Source organism: Anaerococcus murdochii (assembly GCF_019957155.1).
In the GTDB taxonomy this organism is placed as follows: domain Bacteria; phylum Bacillota; class Clostridia; order Tissierellales; family Peptoniphilaceae; genus Anaerococcus; species Anaerococcus murdochii.
The window spans coordinates 377,085-394,665 of the sequence record NZ_JAIPME010000002.1 but is presented as its reverse complement, the minus strand read 5'-3'; the positions used below and the strand labels follow the sequence as shown (position 1 = coordinate 394,665).

Annotated in this window: 18 protein-coding genes and 1 pseudogene; 12 read left to right on the top strand and 7 right to left on the bottom strand. The window is 29.4% G+C overall.

Translation table 11 applies throughout. The annotated features are described in order from the left end of the window. Positions 1-498: 498 nt before the first annotated feature. On the bottom strand, positions 499-930 hold the full coding sequence (locus K8P03_RS02180; protein WP_002839745.1) for a helix-turn-helix domain-containing protein: 432 nt from the start codon (positions 928-930) through the stop codon (positions 499-501). 262 nt (positions 931-1,192) lie between these two features. On the opposite strand from K8P03_RS02180, the gene K8P03_RS02175 reads away from it, so the two are divergent. The 5 genes from K8P03_RS02175 (at position 1,193) to K8P03_RS02155 (ending at position 4,467) form a co-directional block, all read left to right on the top strand. Beyond that, positions 1,193-1,387 (top strand): hypothetical protein, encoded by a 195-nt coding sequence (locus K8P03_RS02175; RefSeq protein ID WP_002839721.1) that lies wholly within the window; start codon positions 1,193-1,195, stop codon positions 1,385-1,387. 1 nt (position 1,388) lies between these two features. Continuing rightward, positions 1,389-2,513 carry a site-specific integrase gene (locus tag K8P03_RS02170; RefSeq protein ID WP_223417974.1) on the top strand — a complete coding sequence of 375 codons (1,125 nt, stop codon included), beginning with the start codon at positions 1,389-1,391 and terminating at the stop codon, positions 2,511-2,513. Further along, the gene (locus tag K8P03_RS02165) at positions 2,506-2,868 is read left to right on the top strand and encodes a plasmid mobilization protein (RefSeq protein WP_223417973.1); all 363 of its coding nucleotides are present in this window, start codon (positions 2,506-2,508) and stop codon (positions 2,866-2,868) included. The genes K8P03_RS02170 and K8P03_RS02165 overlap by 8 nt, the downstream gene beginning before the upstream one ends. A 117-nt stretch (positions 2,869-2,985) precedes the next feature. Further along, a complete protein-coding gene (locus tag K8P03_RS02160; RefSeq protein ID WP_223417972.1) occupies positions 2,986-3,306 on the top strand; it encodes a hypothetical protein in 321 nt (106 codons plus the stop codon). 72 nt (positions 3,307-3,378) lie between these two features. Further along, a complete protein-coding gene (locus tag K8P03_RS02155; protein WP_223417971.1) occupies positions 3,379-4,467 on the top strand; it encodes a virulence-associated E family protein in 1,089 nt (362 codons plus the stop codon). 330 nt (positions 4,468-4,797) lie between these two features. On the opposite strand, the gene K8P03_RS02150 is transcribed toward K8P03_RS02155, so the two are convergent. Continuing rightward, a complete protein-coding gene (locus tag K8P03_RS02150; protein WP_223417969.1) occupies positions 4,798-6,075 on the bottom strand; it encodes an IS110 family RNA-guided transposase in 1,278 nt (425 codons plus the stop codon). 411 nt (positions 6,076-6,486) lie between these two features. Here K8P03_RS02150 and K8P03_RS02145 point away from each other — a divergent pair, with 411 nt between their 5' ends. Continuing rightward, positions 6,487-6,843, top strand: a complete 357-nt coding sequence (locus K8P03_RS02145) for a plasmid mobilization protein (protein ID WP_223417968.1) — start codon at positions 6,487-6,489, stop codon at positions 6,841-6,843. 153 nt (positions 6,844-6,996) lie between these two features. Here K8P03_RS02145 and K8P03_RS02140 read toward each other — a convergent pair whose 3' ends face one another. From K8P03_RS02140 to K8P03_RS02120, 5 genes are read right to left on the bottom strand one after another with little or no spacing between them, the layout of a single operon-like run. Next, positions 6,997-8,376, bottom strand: a complete 1,380-nt coding sequence (locus tag K8P03_RS02140) for a sensor histidine kinase (protein WP_223417967.1) — start codon at positions 8,374-8,376, stop codon at positions 6,997-6,999. Beyond that, positions 8,367-9,026, bottom strand: coding sequence for a response regulator transcription factor (locus K8P03_RS02135; RefSeq protein WP_223417966.1), 660 nt, complete (start codon positions 9,024-9,026; stop codon positions 8,367-8,369). Before K8P03_RS02135 ends, K8P03_RS02140 begins: the two co-directional genes overlap by 10 nt. Positions 9,027-9,058: 32 nt before the next feature. Further along, positions 9,059-9,799, bottom strand: coding sequence for a lantibiotic immunity ABC transporter MutG family permease subunit (locus tag K8P03_RS02130; protein WP_223417965.1), 741 nt, complete (start codon positions 9,797-9,799; stop codon positions 9,059-9,061). Continuing rightward, positions 9,799-10,539, bottom strand: coding sequence for a lantibiotic immunity ABC transporter MutE/EpiE family permease subunit (locus K8P03_RS02125; protein ID WP_223417963.1), 741 nt, complete (start codon positions 10,537-10,539; stop codon positions 9,799-9,801). Before K8P03_RS02125 ends, K8P03_RS02130 begins: the two co-directional genes overlap by 1 nt. Before the next feature lie 3 nt (positions 10,540-10,542). Next, the gene (locus tag K8P03_RS02120; protein WP_223417961.1) at positions 10,543-11,244 is read right to left on the bottom strand and encodes a lantibiotic protection ABC transporter ATP-binding protein; all 702 of its coding nucleotides are present in this window, start codon (positions 11,242-11,244) and stop codon (positions 10,543-10,545) included. Between the two features lie 443 nt (positions 11,245-11,687). Here K8P03_RS02120 and K8P03_RS02115 point away from each other — a divergent pair, with 443 nt between their 5' ends. The 6 genes and pseudogenes from K8P03_RS02115 (at position 11,688) to K8P03_RS02090 (ending at position 17,528) form a co-directional block, all read left to right on the top strand. Then, positions 11,688-12,278: a hypothetical protein gene (locus K8P03_RS02115; protein ID WP_223417960.1), complete on the top strand. Its 591-nt coding sequence runs from the start codon at positions 11,688-11,690 to the stop codon at positions 12,276-12,278. Between the two features lie 399 nt (positions 12,279-12,677). Continuing rightward, on the top strand, positions 12,678-12,893 hold the full coding sequence (locus K8P03_RS02110) for a helix-turn-helix domain-containing protein (RefSeq protein WP_317847409.1): 216 nt from the start codon (positions 12,678-12,680) through the stop codon (positions 12,891-12,893). Between the two features lie 38 nt (positions 12,894-12,931). Then, positions 12,932-13,117, top strand: a complete 186-nt coding sequence (locus K8P03_RS02105; RefSeq protein WP_223417959.1) for a hypothetical protein — start codon at positions 12,932-12,934, stop codon at positions 13,115-13,117. A gap of 76 nt (positions 13,118-13,193) precedes the next feature. Then, positions 13,194-13,739, top strand: coding sequence for a GNAT family N-acetyltransferase (locus K8P03_RS02100; protein ID WP_223417958.1), 546 nt, complete (start codon positions 13,194-13,196; stop codon positions 13,737-13,739). 304 nt (positions 13,740-14,043) lie between these two features. Beyond that, a pseudogene (locus K8P03_RS02095) lies at positions 14,044-14,631 on the top strand (Type 1 glutamine amidotransferase-like domain-containing protein); the annotation flags it as partial. Between the two features lie 623 nt (positions 14,632-15,254). Continuing rightward, on the top strand, positions 15,255-17,528 hold the full coding sequence (locus K8P03_RS02090; protein WP_223417957.1) for a hypothetical protein: 2,274 nt from the start codon (positions 15,255-15,257) through the stop codon (positions 17,526-17,528). Positions 17,529-17,581 lie beyond the last annotated feature (53 nt).

Sequence of the window (17,581 nt, the reverse complement as noted above, 5' to 3'; positions counted from 1 at the left end):
GCTAAAATCGATAATAAAAACATTGTTTTACGGCATTTATATAAAACGGTATCAATGGACATATGGAATGGGAGCAATTTGTAATAAAGGTAGTAAAAATGTCGAAATAAACTTATTAAAAAAAACTCAATTCGGAGGTTCGAGCTTCGTACGTTTAATTTATTTTTTCCTAATAAATTATTCTGAGATTTTAGGGTGACCGATGCTAAGAGGTGCTTCCGTGATCCTGGACTCGGTCATTTTTGAGACTACTCAGTAGTTGGTCTTCCAAAATCCATACGAGCTAGCATAAAACTAAGCGAAGAAACTGAATGTTTCTGAGGGGACAATAATAAAAAAGTAGTAAATTCAACGATTACAGAAGATTAAAAACTGTAACTGGGATTAAAATGGGAACATTTGTTAAAAAGAATAAATTGAATAATAGTTCCAAGTGGTTTACATTTGGACAAAAAATTAGACCGTAGTTAAAAGCTGCGGTCTTTTTGCGTACATATTTTATTTTAAAAATCTTGATTTTTTAGGATAAGATAACTTCCAATCTTCAAATTCCTCGTCTGTTATCTCATCGTTGTAATGCTTTTTTCTCATCTCATTCCATTCTATAAGAAAATTATTGAAGTCTACATCATTTGATAAAAGTCCAGTGATCTCTCCATCGCCTGCCAACGGTCTAAACTTCATGTCTTTTTCATAATCAAATATTATATGCATTATTTCAAAAATAGAATTAGGTTCATGATTAATTAATGCTGATATGTCACAATCAAGTGCTTCAGATATTTTTTGTAATTGTTCTTTACTTGGAGATCTATTTCCAAGTTCATAATTTCTTATGGCAGCATCTGTCAAACCAGACTTAATGGCAAGTTCTTTTTGAGTTAAGTTTCGCATAAGTCTTAACTTTTTTAATTTTTCTCCAGAAATCAAACTAATTCCTCCTTATTTCATAATAACTATAAATATTTTATCACAAAACGAACAAAAGCTCAACAAAACTGTTCTGTTGTAAATAGTTGCAAGTATCTGAATATTTTAGAAAAAAATAAATAGAAAAAACTTGACAGAACAAATATGAACTGTTATTATATATACATACCGTTCGATATTGAACGAAAATTGTAAGACATATAAATTAATGCTCGCCTTTTTTGAGGATGTAGAACCTTACAAACTATAAAAGGAGGACATTATGAAAGGTATTTTTATGAATGCAAAAGATGTACAAGAATTTCTTGATGTAAGCAGAACAACAGCATATCAGATAATAAACGATATGAATCAAGATCTACTTAAATTAGGTTATCGTGTGCAAAGAGGAAAGGTAAATAGAGAATACTTTATGGAAAAGTATTGCTATAAACCAACAAATGCAAAGGAGGTTTAAAGTGCCAGCATTTAGAGATGAAAGCGGGAACAAGACTTGGTTTTGTAAATTTAATTACACCAACTGGAAAGGAGAAAAATTAACTAAGAAAAAACGTGGATTTTTAACAAAAAAAGAAGCATTAAAATGGGAACAAGAATTTTTAAATCAACATTCTGAATCGATTGAGATGAGCTTTAGGGAGTTTTTTGAACTTTATAAGAGAGATAGAAAACCAAGAATAAGAGAAAATACTTGGAGGACAAAAGAAGCAATTGTAAATCAAAAAATACTTCCCTATATTGGTGATTTAATGCTTAATGAGATTAATAATGTAACCATCATTCAATGGCAAAATGAGCTTATGAAGATTAAGGATAAGAATGGGAAAAAGTACTCTCCTACTTATTTGAGAACTATTCATGCTCAGTTATCTAGTATCCTAAATCATGCTTGTAGGTACTACAATTTAAAAACTAATGTTGCTCGTGATGTTGGTTCTATGGGAGAGAAAGAAGCTGATGAAATGCTCTTTTGGACTCAAGATGAATATGAAAGATTTATAGAAGCTATTAAAGATAAACCTGAATCATTCTATGCTTTTGAACTTTTGTATTGGTGTGGTCTTAGAATGGGAGAATTATTAGCCTTAACAAAAGAGAAATTTGATTTTGAAAGGCATACATTAAAAATTGATGAATCTTTACAAAGGATTGATGGGAAAAATGTAATAACTGCTCCTAAGACTAAAAAAAGTATCAGGACAATAGTTATGCCTGAATTTTTAACTGATGAAATCAAAGAATATATAGATAGTTTTTATAAGTTAAAACCAAAAGACTTAATATTTAATTTCTCTAAGAGCTACCTGCACCATGAAATGGATAGGGGATCTAAGAAATCTCAAGTAAAAAGAATTAGAATACATGATTTAAGACATTCTCACGTTTCTCTCTTGATTGAACTTGGATTTTCTGCAACTGCAATAGCTGATAGGGTTGGACATGAATCGATTGACATCACCTATAGGTATGCTCATCTTTTCCCTAGCAAGCAAAAAGAAATGGCTCTGTCTTTAACGCAAGTAAGAAATAATAAGGCAAATGACTGGAAAGATTTATTAGAAGAGGATGATAAAGATGTTTAGAAGACATTCATTAGGTGATATTTCTAAAAAAACTAGAAATAAAGAGAAAAATAGAAAAAGAAATCGCATTTTAAATTTCAGAGTATCTGAAGAAGAATATGATCTAATAAACAAAAAAATTGCAATAAGCGGACTTAAAAAACAAGATTATTTTCTACAAATGCTATTAAATCACCAGGTTAAGTTAGTAAGTGATTACAGACTTTCTGACAATATAGCCAAGGAAATATTTCAACTAGCAAAAGTTATTAAAAAGTACGGCAAACTCAATGACGATGAAGCTGATATTTTAATCTATATTTTACAAATATATGAAGAAATCAAAAAAGAAAAAAGCCCCTACTACAAAGAGTAAAGGCATACACTCCTGTGAGAAGTGTTCTCTAGATAAGTTCATTTTACCACAGGAGTCTTATTTATACCAGACAGGAGGATAAAATGGAGAATAAATATAAAACAATAAAGAGATTAGATGCTTGTAAAAAGAAGAGGAGTAAGGCTTATGACAGATATTAAATTAAAATTCCCAGAAATAGATCAGACTTACGCCTTTTTAGACTTACAAACTACGGATAAGGGGACGGTTAGACAAATTACTGGAAATATTGTAACAGCTATTTTAAATCCCAAATATTGTCAAAATCAAAAAATCATTGATGGACAAATATTCTTTGATAAATTTACCAATGAAATAAAATTCCAGGGAAAAATCATCGGAGAAAGAAATATAAAGGAAAATCAAATACGACTTTGGGATGATTCTTTAAACAATAGACTGGGCTTAGAGATATAAAAACACTTTGGAATTAATTATAATTCCAATAAAATGTGGGAAGCTATTCGTTTTGTAGCTCACCAATATGAAGTGAGTCCGCCAAAGCAATATCTTCAAAATTTAAAATGGAATGGAGATAAAAATGCCATTAGAAAACTTTTACCAAAGTATTTGGGAGCAGATGATACAGAGCTTAACAATTGGATAATGGAACATATGATATTGGGCATGATAAAAAGAATTTTTAATCCCGGTTCTAAGTTTGATGAAATGATTGTTTTAGTTGGTGGGCAAGGTATAGGTAAATCGACTTTTGCAAGATACTTGTCCATAACAGATGATTGGTTTTGTACAATAGAAAACATTCAAGGTAAGGATGCCGTCATGAACCTTATGGGTAAAACTGTCGTTGAAATCGAAGAATTTGTTGCTTTAAGAAATGCAAAATCGGCTAATGAAGCTAAATCTTTTTTATCAAAATTAAGCGATAGGATAAGAATACCCTACGAAAAATATGCCACAGATGTGCCTAGAACTTGTATCTTCATAGGTACATTAAATGAAAGAACTTTTCTTAATGACCATACTGGAGAAAGAAGATATTTACCTGTTGAATGTAACCCGAATCAAAGAATAAGGACTATATATCCAGATAAAGATAACAATGAAAAACTCTCGGATAAAGAATATATGTCTCGTATAAGAGAAGATTTTAATCAGGCTCTAGCCTTGGGATATGAAATCTTTAAAAACAAGACTCATGCATGGACTATACCAAAACATCTTTTAAAAGACTTGTATAAAGAACAAGAAAAGTTTAAATATCTAAACCCAGATGTGGAAGACATTAGGTATTTCTTAGAAGAATATAAGCCGAAAAGTGCAGATCCTAATATAACTTGTTTTAAAGAATTAACCATGCAAGGCTACCAAATAAAATCAAAATCTTTTTCAGAGATTATGGATAATTATTTTCAAGAATGGATTCCAGTTAGATCATCAAAGACCCAGAGAATATCACCAAGTGGAGTCTCAATTCCAGTAAAACTATATTATGAAAAGAAAACAGAAAACGAAACTGACTTTATAGAAATTGACAAGAATTTATTGCCAGAAGAATGGCAAAAAGAAAATCAATCAGAAATAGATACAGCAAATCAAGTAAAGATACAAATGTAACTTTGTAACCTGTAACTAATCGTTATAAATCTTCTTAAATTAGGATTACATAAATTAATGGCTTGATAATAAGGTGTTGATATAGACTCTTAAAACAAGCTCGCCTAATTTTGGAAGTTTTTATTTTATAAGTTACAGTTACACTTATTAATTCCTATTTGAAAAATTATGGGAAATCAAATTAATGACTTGTTAGTAGTAGACCAACTAAGGAAGTCAATAGTTATTTTAAAAATTTTTTTGAAAAATTTTTAAGTCACAAAACTTAAAAATGTGCATAGCAAATAAGCCTCATACACTTTCATTTTTTGAGGCAACACTTTTAAAAGTTTATGCGACTAACTTACTCTTTTCTCGAATTAGTTTTTGATGTTCTTCGGGTGTTCTTAATTCAAATGATTTTTGGTTTCTGAGAACAGCAAAAATAATTTGAACCATCTTTCGCATAATTGCACACATTACAACTTTGTATGGTTTTTCAGCTATCTTCTTTTCAAAATAAGCACGCATAACAGGATTTAAATACTCTCGGTTGCGATTTGGATACACATTAGATTTAGCCAGCATATGGAGAATTGAGCGAACATGAGGTGATCCTCTTTTAGAGATTTTATTGTTTTTCCTATTGTATGTTCCACTTTGAGTTACTCCTGGATCCAATCCAAAGAAGGCAACTAATTCTTTCGGTTTCGAGAAATTGGATATATCTCCAAGCTCTGATAAAACAACATATGCTGTATACTCTCCAACTCCTGGAATACTTTGTAAAAGCACTATTTCTTTATGAAACTTTTCATCTAAAAGAGATAGTCTTTTGATTTCATCATCGATTGCTTTCAAAGCTTCCTGTAAACTGAAAATAACCCTTACAGTTGTTTGAATAAGTACTGCTGAACTAAGGCTTACTATACAAACTTCAATAGATTTTTCAGCAGCTTTCAATAGTTTTTCATATTTTACTTCGGCATAGGAGCTGCTTTTATGTGAATTTTCTTTTATCAGTTGAATAATATCTTGCTTATTTTCAGGAGATAATACTTCCTGTATAGTAGGATATTTTTCAAGCAAAGACAAAGGTGTTTTCCCTTGCAAATCCGTAAATACTTTCTTGAAATCTGGAAAGGAAATATCTAAAAAAGCGATTAATCGGTTGATGTGTTCCACAATTTCATCCGTCAATCCTTTATGCTGTCTGCAAAGCTTTTTGATACTGTTAACGGTATCTGAGTGTGTAATTGTTTCGTTGTAATTCTTAATACGATATAGCAACGCTATATTATATGCATCTGTTTTATCTGATTTAATTTTTCGGATATTGATATTTTTCAATGCTCCACTTTGAATCGGATTAATTACAATGACTTCGTAATTATGCTTACGGAAAAAATTAGCTAAAATTTGATGATAGTGTGCAGTAGCTTCCATGATAATTACTGCTGTGTCTTTGTACTCATCTTCTACCTTTTCAAGTACATAGATGAGCGACTTCATACCAGTAATATCATTAGAAATTTTAAGTCTTTTGATGATGTCATTATTAGGTGATAGAATACAGATATCACTGAAAGCTTTACTCACATCAATTCCTACAACAATTTTTTCTGACATAATATACCTCCTATAATTTGGGATGCCCTGTTAATCCAAAACCACAACAGGCTCACGAGTTATACAGGTAATCAATAAATGAACCTAACCAACCGAAAAGATGAAAGGCAATGGAATGAGGGTGGAGTCTACCAAATGAGTAATTCCTAAATTGGAAACCCAGCAAGCACATAAAACAATCCCATTTCATCCCTAATATCTATAATTTTATCATAGATGATTAGGTTCATTTTTAAGAACTATGCTTAAAGCTGTTCTTATACTATTAGTATATGAGCAAGCACAGTAAGTGAGTACCCACTTACGAAAAAATCAAAAAATCAATAGCTTATAAGGCTATATAATTTTACGATTTTTACCTTGTTAGGGAGAACCCTAAGACCCCAAAAGATATGAGCAAAGGAGAAAAATATGGATAATAGAACAAGAAAGAACCAACTTAAAATATATTTAACAGACGAAGAAAAAGAAATATTTGAAAAGAAAATGAAACTTGCAAATTGCAAAACAATGTCCAATTTTCTTAGGAAATGCGTATTAGAAAAAGAAATTTATATTGTAGACCTAGAACCATTTAGAGATCTCCAATGGCTACTTTCAAATGCAACAAATAATATAAATCAGATTGCAAAGGCTACTAATACAACTGGTGTTATATACAAAAATGAAATTGATTCAATGAATAAAGAAATAGAAAAATTATCAAAAGAAATATGGCAGATTTATTCACTGCTTCTTAATAAATCAAAAGAAAGTTCTAGAGATTAGTATGGCAATTACAAAAATACATCCTATAAAATAAGCTCTAAATTTAGAAGTAGATTATATTACTAAAAGTGAAAAAACTTATGAAAGTGCTTTTAAAAAGATATACAAACAACACACACATAAAATTCATAAATGCAAGAAAAAAGAATACCCCTATTCTTGAGTATTCTTTACTGGCAATAGTATGCTGACTTTAGCACCACATTCATCAGTCCTATTTTCTAAAATAAGACTTCCTCTATGCATCTTAATAATTTGTTCGGCAACAAATAATCCGATACCGTAGTTTTCTTTTGAATGCCTACTTTTGTCTCCTTGATAGAATTGATCTGTTGCATATAATAGGTCTTCACCTGTAAATCCATGCCCTTGGTCTAATATTGATATTTTAAACTCATCAGCTTTTGAACATATAATTAACTTAATAGTTGAGTTTTTAGGACTGTGTTTCTCAGCATTGCTAAGAATATTAAGAAAGGCTCGTTCAAAATTTTTTAAATCTACTATTAAAATACCATTCTCATAGTTAATATCTTCTAAAAGATTTAACTTATAAGTTGATGTAAATTCTTTAGCTAGTTTTTCAATGTTTTCGACAAATTTTTCTGTCTTAATTTCAAGAAAATTCAATTCATTTGCTTGATCAGATTTATTAACAAGCATTAAAGTTTGGATATATTTATCAATACGGCTTGTGTTTTTTTTAATATAATTTAGATATGTTTGCTGTTCTTCTGTTAGGTTTGTTTCTCCTAATAATTCTGAGTTTCCCTTTATAATTGAAAGAGGAGTCTTTATATCATGGCTTAATGCTGAAATCTGATTTCTTTTTTTCTCTTCCTCTCTCCAGTTTGTCCTTAAAGATTCACTTAATCCTATTTTCATTTTTTCTAAACTATCTAATATAGCATTAAATTCCTGAATATTTGACTTTTTAACTTGGAAGTCTAAGTTTTGTTTCCCAATTTCTTCCGAAGCTTCTAGCAAAGGATTTAATTCTTTTGATATTTTCTTTGCCCAAATTAATGTGATAGTAATAATACTAATAAAACAAAATATTATCAGTAAAGTTAGTAATAAAATATTTATTTGTGGTAGATTTTTTTGCATCCAAGGGTTTCTATAATAAGGTTTTAGCTTATAAGCTACTAGTACATATCCATCGGATCTCTGTATTTCCATAAAGGATAAGTTGGCATTAGAATTACCAGAGCCCTTATGATAGTTAAAGGCTATATCTTTGATATTCTTATTCATATTTGTTTCTATAACTTTTTCGTCTTTTGATATAAATAGATAAGATGTATTATCTGGAAGTAATGATTTTTCGAATTTTTTTGAAGTGGCAATATCTGTCCTTTTTTCAAGAATTAAATTCTCAGTATAGTTCGCAGGAAATATCCATTTAAATTGGTAAGAAGCAGATATAAAAGCTATTATTAATCCAACTGAGATTACTAGTCCTAGTGCAATACTTAACAAATATTTAAAAAGTATATTTTTAAGAGATTGACCTTTTGATATTAATTCCATTTATATCCGATCCCCCATACTGTTTCAATTGGATTTTTCCCATGTTTTTGAAACTTTGACCTAATATTTTTTATATGTTCTGATATTGCAGATGCATCTCCTATACCATCAAATCCAAAGACAAGCTCGTATATTTGGTCTCTTGAAAATACTTGCCCTTTTCTTTTTGCTAGTAATTCTGAAATCTGATACTCAGATTTTGTTAAATGAACTTTTTCCTCTCCTACAAAAACTTCATTGGAAGATAAATCAAATCGAATTTCACCAAGATTTAAACTAGTGTGTCGTTCTCTTTTTTCTCGTCTTAAATGTGCTTCAACACGAGCTAGGAGTTCTGCTGCACCGAATGGTTTTGTGATGTAATCATCACCACCAATTAATAAGCCTTCAACTATATCTTCTTCCATAGTTTTCGCTGTTAAAAAAAGAATAGGGCAGTCTACTTTAGTTCGAATATCCTTACAGAAACTAATTCCGTCAATACCTGGCATCATCACATCAAGTAGAATCAAATCATATTTACTAAGTTTACTATTATCAACGTCTAAAGGGTTTTGATATACATCGACCTTATGGTTGTTCTTTTTTAAAATGTTTTTTATTAGATCAAGCATATCTAGTTCGTCATCAACTGCAAGAATTAAAGACATTTTATCACCTCCTAATTTTAAATTAAAAACTTTTATTCACTAACAGATTTCCCATCCCACTTATTAAACCAAATAATTGAGGAAATAAATAGGATTAAGATAATAAAGGATGCTATTAAACCCCACAGCCCTAACTCTTTATAAAAATATGAAGGATCTAAAGCTTTGCCCAGCCTTATATACATGGCAGGAAGTCTTGCGCCCCAGGTACAAGGAATAAAATACCAAATATTATCACCGATGACAGTCATTGAAAGTAAAGCAATCATTGTTTCTAAAAAACCTAATCCAATAGATGCGCCACTACTTAATTCAATTGATACCCAAAGATGGATCATGTATAGAGAAAGGCTGCTAATAAGAATTAAGAAAAATTCAATAAGCCAATCTAATATATTTTGATATCCTGTTAATATTGCGAAAATTATAATAGCTAAAGCAAGAGAAATAACAAATCCCAATTCTAATACAAGGAGTTTTCCTATATAGGCTTTGCTTCTAGATTTTGTAGTAGATAAAAGCACTTGAAATTTCCCAGCACTCATTTCCATATCAACTACTTTTGAAGTTATAAAACTTAATATTATTGGCATTATCGCTCCTAAAAGTACAAAATAAGTTTGTATTATATCGTTTTCTTCAAAATTTTTTAATCCAGTGGTTTTTGATGCCACATAAAATAATAAAGAATAGGCTATAGGTAAAACTATGTGAATCCAAGGAAGCCAGGTGCCTTTAATTTTGTATATTTCTGATTTTATTATATTTATCATTATTTTACCTCTTGTTTTGAAAACCAATTTGCACTTATTACTGCAAGTAATGTAAATAGACATACAGATAAAATACAAGGAATATATAATGATGTGCTTGATATTATTGGATTTGATGCTTCCGTTAAAAGACCACTTGGTAAAATATGCATAACAGGAATCATTAACCTAATTCCCCAAGAATATGGGCAATAAATCCAAAAAGCACCGTCAGACAACAAGATTCCTGATCCTAAACCTAATACTGCATTTATTGCAATACATGCGATAAAGCCAAATTTTTTTACCAAGAAAAAGCATAATGGGATTTGCCAAATATTGGTTATTATTAGTAAGAAACTTGCAAATAGTAATGTTGAAAATTCATAGTTTGGTGTTAATTGCTCTCCAATTAAAAATTGAAAAATATACACTCCTAGCATATGAACAATAGTGGTAATACTCATATAAATAAATGCTGTAATTATTTTTGAAACCCATAACTTTTTGAGATTAATATTTAGAGGGAAAACTGCTCTGTAGTTTAATTTTCTACTTTCTTTTCTATCCATCATTGCTGGGATTAAGGCAAAAGTTGCTGGCATTATTATGACGTACCACCAGTTATAGGAATTAGCAGTGAAATAGCTTGGCATAAGAAAGAGTGACAATAAGATTAAAGATATTGGCATAAGAACTAATAACTTCTTCAAAAAAGTGCCCTTATGTTTTAAATTTTCTGCAAGAATATAAGATATCATTTTTTACACTCCCATTCCACTTTTTATAACATTCATAAAAAGTTCTTCTAAATTGTCATCACGATTAATAATGTTTTGATATTGCAATTTTCCATTATTAATAATCCCAATATGATCAGCAGTTTGTTCAACTTCTGCTAAAATATGACTAGACAAAATAACGGTTATCCCTTTTTCTGGGAAAGATCTTATTAAATCACGTAATTCTTGAATCCCAAGTGGATCAAGTCCGTTTGTTGGTTCATCTAAAATCAAAAGCTTAGGATTATTTAATAAGGCAATGGCGATACCTAGTCTTTGTTTCATGCCTAAAGAAAACTGGCCACTTTTCTTTCTGCCAGTATCTTTTAAACTTACTATTTCCAAAACTTCATCAATCCTAGAATCTGGTAATCCTAATATGAGTGTCCTTACTTTTAAATTTTCCCTAGCCGATAAGTTCTCATACAAGGCAGGCATTTCTATCAAGGCACCAATATCCGATAAATCGTCACGACTCCACTCATGACCTTTAAAAAAGATTTGACCAGATGTTTTATGAATCATTCCAGTAATCATCTTCAATGTAGTCGATTTACCAGCCCCATTAGGTCCTAGCAATCCATAGATAGAATTCTCTTTTATTTTTAAAGAAATATTATCTACAGCTTTTTGATTACCAAAGGTTTTAGTAAGATTTTTTGTTTCTAATATCAATTTGTCCATAAATGAACCTCCTCTTCATTTTATAAACTTAGTATAAAATACAAATTTAAGGATTCCATAAGGAATATAAGATTGTTTAAAATTTAATAGATTGTTTTAACCTTTATTGTCCGGTACTGGGATTGGACTAAAAATTTGAAAATGTATTATATTTAGAAGGCTTAACGAAATTAGAAAAAAAAACTTAGTATTTTGAACGGTTTCAGGAATATCGTATCTTTTGAAAAGAAGAATGGGATTAGGAAACTACATTCTTTAAACCATGATTTTACTTGTCATTGTAAGTGAATGAGTGTCAATTATGATAGCGTTATACTGTGATATAATAAATATTGGTTACTTTTGAAATTGAAGAATAATATTTCGAGTAAAGTAAATGATAGAGTTAAATAAACTCTATTCTATATTATTTATTATAGTTGTGGTCTTGATAGGAGATTTTTATGGAAAGATATTATGAAAAGATTTTAAATGTGTTGGATGAAAAAAGGTTAAAGCCTAATATTCATTTTGCATCTTTATATGTTTTGTACTATGAGTGCTTAAAAGATTCATTAATAGATTTGCCAAAATATTTTTTTTGCAATCATACAGAATTTAAAGATGAGAATATTATCGTTCATGAGTCAGAAGAGTATAAAGAAAATGTCAGGAAACTTGATGCTCATATAGAGAATGCATCTTTTAAGTGGTTTATTATGGTTGGCGCTCTTTCAGAAGAGGAGTATGCTACTTTTAAAAAATTAAGAAAATTCAGGAATAAGATTGTTCATGAATTAATATTTTGCTTGAGTGAAGGCTTTAGTGAAGATGAGGTTAAATATTTAGTAGAATTAATTGAAATATATAGAAAAATTGATAAGTGGTGGATAAATGAAGTAGAAATCCCTATAAGCGGAGATATCCATGGCCCTTATGATTCAGAGAATGTTATCAGTGGACAGGGCTTAATATTGGAAATAATACAAGATATTTTAATAGACGATGGTAAAAATAGTGAGGCTCTTTTATCAGAATATCTAAAACAATATTAAAGAAAATTTGATTAAAAGACTCGTTCAAAAAATACCGCCTGAATTTCAAGTCAGGGTAGTGTTCAGAGCTAGTCTTTTTTTGTTTTATATTTTAATTTTAAATCTGTGATCATTAAAAATCATAAATCTTTGAGTTTATCTAATCTTAAAAATAGAATTGTTTTTAGTACAAGTAAGGAATTATAATACAAATAATCGTAAGGACTCATTAGATTATGACAATAATTTTGTTTAGCAAATATTAGTTAGATATATTTTTACAGAAAGTTAGAAATACAGAAAAATTATAAAAGTAGTCAAAAGAAATATGAGATATACATTCCCTTTTATTAAGAAAAACTAAATAGAATTCATCTAAAACATATCTTAGACCTGTAATAAGTTTTAAGATATAATAAAATAAATATAAATGATATTCCGATTTTAAAAATAGACCAGGTTTTAGAAGAAAAAAATATAAGCAAAAACAAATTAGAAAAAGAAGCAAATCTTCAAAGGACGCAACTTAATTCTTATTGTAATAATAAAGTTAAAAGAATTGATTTAGAAACTATAGCAAAGATTTGTTATGTTCTTGATTGTAAGGTTGAAGATATTATGGATTATGTCAGGTAATTAAATGAATAGATCCGAAATAATAAAAAATAGGTAACATGCATCAGATTGGTAACACTGAATCAGGAGAGTTTAGTTATGTTCAAGCACTTAAAACAGTTGGAAAAAATATAAAAGATTACCAAAAAGGAGACACAGATACAAACAATCAATACTTAGGCATAAGATTTAAAAATGATAGATTAGTTATATTAGTAGAAACAAAAAATAAAAATAAGGATTGAATGATTTTTACAGTAAATTTGTAAAATGATTTAGGAAGAAGAAAATATTACAATAAAAAATAAGAGAGGGATAAATATGAAATACATACCAGTAAGTTTTGAAATGAAAGATGGTAGGATTTGCCAAATTAGAGAAATTCAAGTAAAAGATGCTGCAGAAACTATTGAATATTTGAAAACTGTTATGGGAGAATCTAACTTTTTATACTCTTATCCAGAAGAAATAACTCTGACTGTTGAACAGGAAGAGAAGATGATAAAAGGTTTTAATGAATCTGAAGATATTCTTATGATTATAGCAGAGATTGATGGAAGATTGATTGCAAGTGCTCAGATTTCAAAATCAAAAAAAATGAAAATGCGTCATCGAGGGAATGTCGCTGTTACAGTTCTGAAAGAATTTTGGAACTTAGGAATAGGAAAGAAGATGCTCCTTTGTCTTGAAGACTATGCTAAGGAATGGGGCCTTACTCAAATTGAACTGGACTATTTTTCAGGTAATAAAAGAGGTCAGATTCTTTATGAGAAACTAGGATTCGTCAAAGTGGGAGAAATACCGGATGCATTTATTTTAAAGGATGGAACACGATACAATAATATAACGATGGTAAAAAGTATCTAAATAAATTTCCAAAGTATAAATTTTTCGGTTAATGCGATTGACAATCCGTCTGAATAGATCGAAAAGGTATTGTCTGCAATCATTAATAATACTATAGGATATTTTGTGGGTTTCGTGTCATAGTAGCGATAGAAGTAAATAGTTATGTAAATATAAGGAGTTCAAGACTTCTACTAAAGAAACAATTATTAAACACAGGAGGAATTTTATGATTATAGTAATTGGAGGAGGAGAAGTATCCCAAAATCAAACCTACGATATAGATAAATTTATTGTCGAGTCATGAAAAAAAGAAAATCTAAATTTTCTATTCATTCCTACAGCAAGTAAAGATGCTGAGGCTTATATAGAGGTCATCAATAATTTATACGAGAGATTAGGATGCAAAACTGACACCTTGTATTTATCTAATGTAAAAGTAAACAAGGAAGAGGTTAATCAAAAGATAGAAAAAGCGGACATCATCTATGTTGGTGGCGGTAATACTGCTTATATGATGGAAGTTTGGGAAGAATACGGTGTAGATAAGGCATTGATTAGAGCCTATAAAAGTGGAAAGGTACTCTCTGGCTTAAGTGCAGGATCTATATGTTGGTTTATTGCAGGTCATAGTGATAGTGAGTATATAGAAGGTGTTGAAAATCCAAAACCTATATGGGTTAAGGGTTTAGGTATTATTCCTTATCTACACTGTCCTCATTATGACGAGCCTGATAGAGTAGTATTTGATGAGTTTTATGTTGGACAGCTAACAGATGCGATTGCAATAGAAAATCAAGTGGCAGTTGTTTGGGATAATTATAAGATGTATGTTATTAAATCTAACCCTAATAAAAACGCATATAAACTTTCTTGGAGTGATACAGGTTTGAATAAAGAAGTGTTATTATAATTTTTTTCTCCGGTACTGGGACTGGGACGGGACTAAAAATTTGAAAACGTCCTATAACTAGGTGGATTTAGTGATACTCTAAAAAATAGAATGCAGTATTTTGAATGGTTTTGGATATATCGGACGTTTGGAAAAGAAGAATGGGAGTAAAAAATATTGCGAGCAATATTTTTTACGTTTTCCCCATTTATCAAGGTGCGAAGCACCGCAGAATAAATGGATGGAAACCCTTCTGCAGGGAAGAAAAGCCGACGCGACGAATAGGAGCGTTGGCTTTTCTGATTCGCTGAATGGGATTGAAAATTACGAAGTAATTTTCAACTAATCTAAAGACCAACTAAAACGAAGCATATCCGAGTACGAAGTGATTTTAAAGTATATAAAACCTTGTAAATTCAAGGATTATAGAATACTAAAAATTTTAACTGGAATCAAAATGGGAACATTTGTTAAAAAGAATAAACTTAATAACAGTTCAAAGTGGTTTAGAAAAAAGCGATAGCCCTGGTCTTTGTACTGGGGCTATTTCTATATTCAAATATTAATTAACTAAAAGTAATGATAATAATCTATATTAAAATAATAGATATAAGGATTACTTAATAGTAAGGGGGATTAAAGAATTGTCAGAATTAAAATATAAAAACTATTTAGACCATGAAATACATGTTAAATTTGTAGATGGGATATTAGAACAAAGTCAGAACTGGCAATGGTTTATTGAATATATTGAAGATAATTATAATTTGTCAGACGTAGGCTCGTACATTGAGTATCAAAATAGAAGTAATTCTTTGATTCGTATCTTAAGAAATTTTACTAACATTTTAGAGATATGTGATTCTAACTTTCAATTTAAAACTATATTGTTGCAAGAGATTTATGAAATATCAAAATATTATGTAGGAGCAATGGAAAGAGAGAAATGTGAGAAAAAGGTAAGTAGCGAGTTTTCTAAAGTCCTACTTTTATCAGTTTGGTTAACTAAATTACAAAATTCAGGAAATAATTCAAAGTATATTATTGATAATCGATTCATGAATCAGCGAAACTTTCATCAAGAACTCAATATGCAAGAATTTGATTATGATAAAGAAGAGATAATTTTATATTTAGAAAAAATAAAATTAAAAGACTTTGGAAGAATAAAACGAAACATAGAAGATAATCTAAATCGTGCAGTTTATGGCCTTTCAGAAAATTTCTTTGAGAAGTATGGTGATAAATTACTCTCAGAAAACTGTTTCAATTTTCAATCATTTGATAGAGGGACTAACTTAACTTGGCAGGAAGATACTTTATTAGACATGATCCAGATTTCAATAAGGAATGGAGAAGTAATCCCTATGTATTCAAATGGAGATATTATAGTTCCAAACTATAAAGATTGGACTCCGGATTTATTAAAACAGTTAAAAAACTATTTTAACAATAGGATTTCTGATTTTGTAATAGAATCTGTTGATTTCTTATTAAATCAAAAGGCTCCAAATATAGAGACTATTGAGGATCATTGTAACTTGTTTTTAGATCTGATTAGTAAAGGTGAGGACTATGAAATATTGACTTCTTCAACTTATGAAATATTGACTATGCTATTTGATCAAGGAGCTATGGATAGGATAGATAAAACAGAAGTAATAAAAGAATTCTATAAAAGTTTACACTCTATAACTTCTGTAAATCTCTTAATGAGACTCCGTTCCTCTTTTCCTCTACATAGAGATCAAATTCAAAGCGTAAAAGATTACATAGAAAATGAATATAGGACTATTTTGGATATCAACGATATTCCAATTTTGATGCAATACTTAAAAAATATAGATATAGCAAGATATATTAATCAATTTTATTATGATGAAACTAAGGATAGGTTCTTGAAGTTAATAAAAGATGTTAATGATACTTTGGTTGCGAATATATTCTACCACGCGATGTTATTTCTCATATCTGTTAATCAAACTAATCAAATTGTTGATAAAAGAATTGTGAAACAAGATATGATAAATCTTCAAGAGTATTGGGAAAAAAGTAAATACCAAGAACAAATAAAGAATCTTCAAAAATTTATATATAGTACCCAGATTTCCACAGAAGAAGTAGAAAAATACAATAAAAGTATTTTGGAGAATCCCATTATTGTAGCTAATAGTACCGTTCTAGCTAAAGTTGATGATTTAATATCAGTTCTTGAAAGAACTTCTAATCATTCATTAATGTATATGGTTAGTAGAATTGAAATAAACAATATATTTCCAATTAAAGACACTGGTATAAATTTTGATAGACATGAAACAGACAATATTTTAAGAAAACAGGTTGAGAAAATTATAGAAAAATATGGATATAAATTTATAAATGTTTTAGATGCAGATATTTATGTTTCTGCTATGCATGATACATATATAAATAACGTATATTTCGTAATTAATTTATTTAATAAAGAAAAAGAGTTATATGAATTGTTAGAAAAAATTATTGGAGTCAGATTAATTCCATTTAATGAACAAATTTCTCTAGGTCACTTAACTCAACTTTTTCCTTTGTTAGAAATTGAGATTAGAAAACTTGGAAAGTTATTTGGGATTGTGCCATTTAAAGAAAATGTACGTGAATTTATGAAATTTAAGGATCCAAGTTCTATATTAAGAGAGCTAATAGAAGATGTATACGAGGAGTTGGATGGTTTAGAGAGTGCTCCGGATTTATTATTCGTATATCACTTTATGTATAATAGTAACTCTCTAAATATTAGAAATGAATGTATTCATGGAAGAGATTATTTTGAAGGTTATATGCTTAAATTTGCTTTTAAAGTTACCATGTTAGCATTATATATGATTAGATACAGAATTAATTTAATATTGGATAATAGTAATAGCTACAATGAAGGATAAGGTGCAGAAAACTAACAACCTATGGTATGTAAATAATAGTTTCAAGTGGTATA

Bases quoted from the DNA above. Each gene is read 5' to 3' on its own strand.
- K8P03_RS02115 (WP_223417960.1), top strand. From the start codon at position 11,688: ATGGAAAGATATTATGAAAAGATTTTAAATGTGTTGGATGAAAAAAGG.
- K8P03_RS02125 (WP_223417963.1), bottom strand. From the start codon at position 10,539: ATGATATCTTATATTCTTGCAGAAAATTTAAAACATAAGGGCACTTTT.
- K8P03_RS02100 (WP_223417958.1), top strand. From the start codon at position 13,194: ATGAAATACATACCAGTAAGTTTTGAAATGAAAGATGGTAGGATTTGC.
- K8P03_RS02145 (WP_223417968.1), top strand. From the start codon at position 6,487: ATGGATAATAGAACAAGAAAGAACCAACTTAAAATATATTTAACAGAC.
- K8P03_RS02130 (WP_223417965.1), bottom strand. From the start codon at position 9,799: ATGATAAATATAATAAAATCAGAAATATACAAAATTAAAGGCACCTGG.
- K8P03_RS02165 (WP_223417973.1), top strand. From the start codon at position 2,506: ATGTTTAGAAGACATTCATTAGGTGATATTTCTAAAAAAACTAGAAAT.
- K8P03_RS02105 (WP_223417959.1), top strand. From the start codon at position 12,932: ATGCATCAGATTGGTAACACTGAATCAGGAGAGTTTAGTTATGTTCAA.
- K8P03_RS02160 (WP_223417972.1), top strand. From the start codon at position 2,986: ATGCTTGTAAAAAGAAGAGGAGTAAGGCTTATGACAGATATTAAATTA.
- K8P03_RS02175 (WP_002839721.1), top strand. From the start codon at position 1,193: ATGAAAGGTATTTTTATGAATGCAAAAGATGTACAAGAATTTCTTGAT.
- K8P03_RS02150 (WP_223417969.1), bottom strand. From the start codon at position 6,075: ATGTCAGAAAAAATTGTTGTAGGAATTGATGTGAGTAAAGCTTTCAGT.
- K8P03_RS02120 (WP_223417961.1), bottom strand. From the start codon at position 11,244: ATGGACAAATTGATATTAGAAACAAAAAATCTTACTAAAACCTTTGGT.
- K8P03_RS02135 (WP_223417966.1), bottom strand. From the start codon at position 9,026: ATGTCTTTAATTCTTGCAGTTGATGACGAACTAGATATGCTTGATCTA.
- K8P03_RS02140 (WP_223417967.1), bottom strand. From the start codon at position 8,376: ATGGAATTAATATCAAAAGGTCAATCTCTTAAAAATATACTTTTTAAA.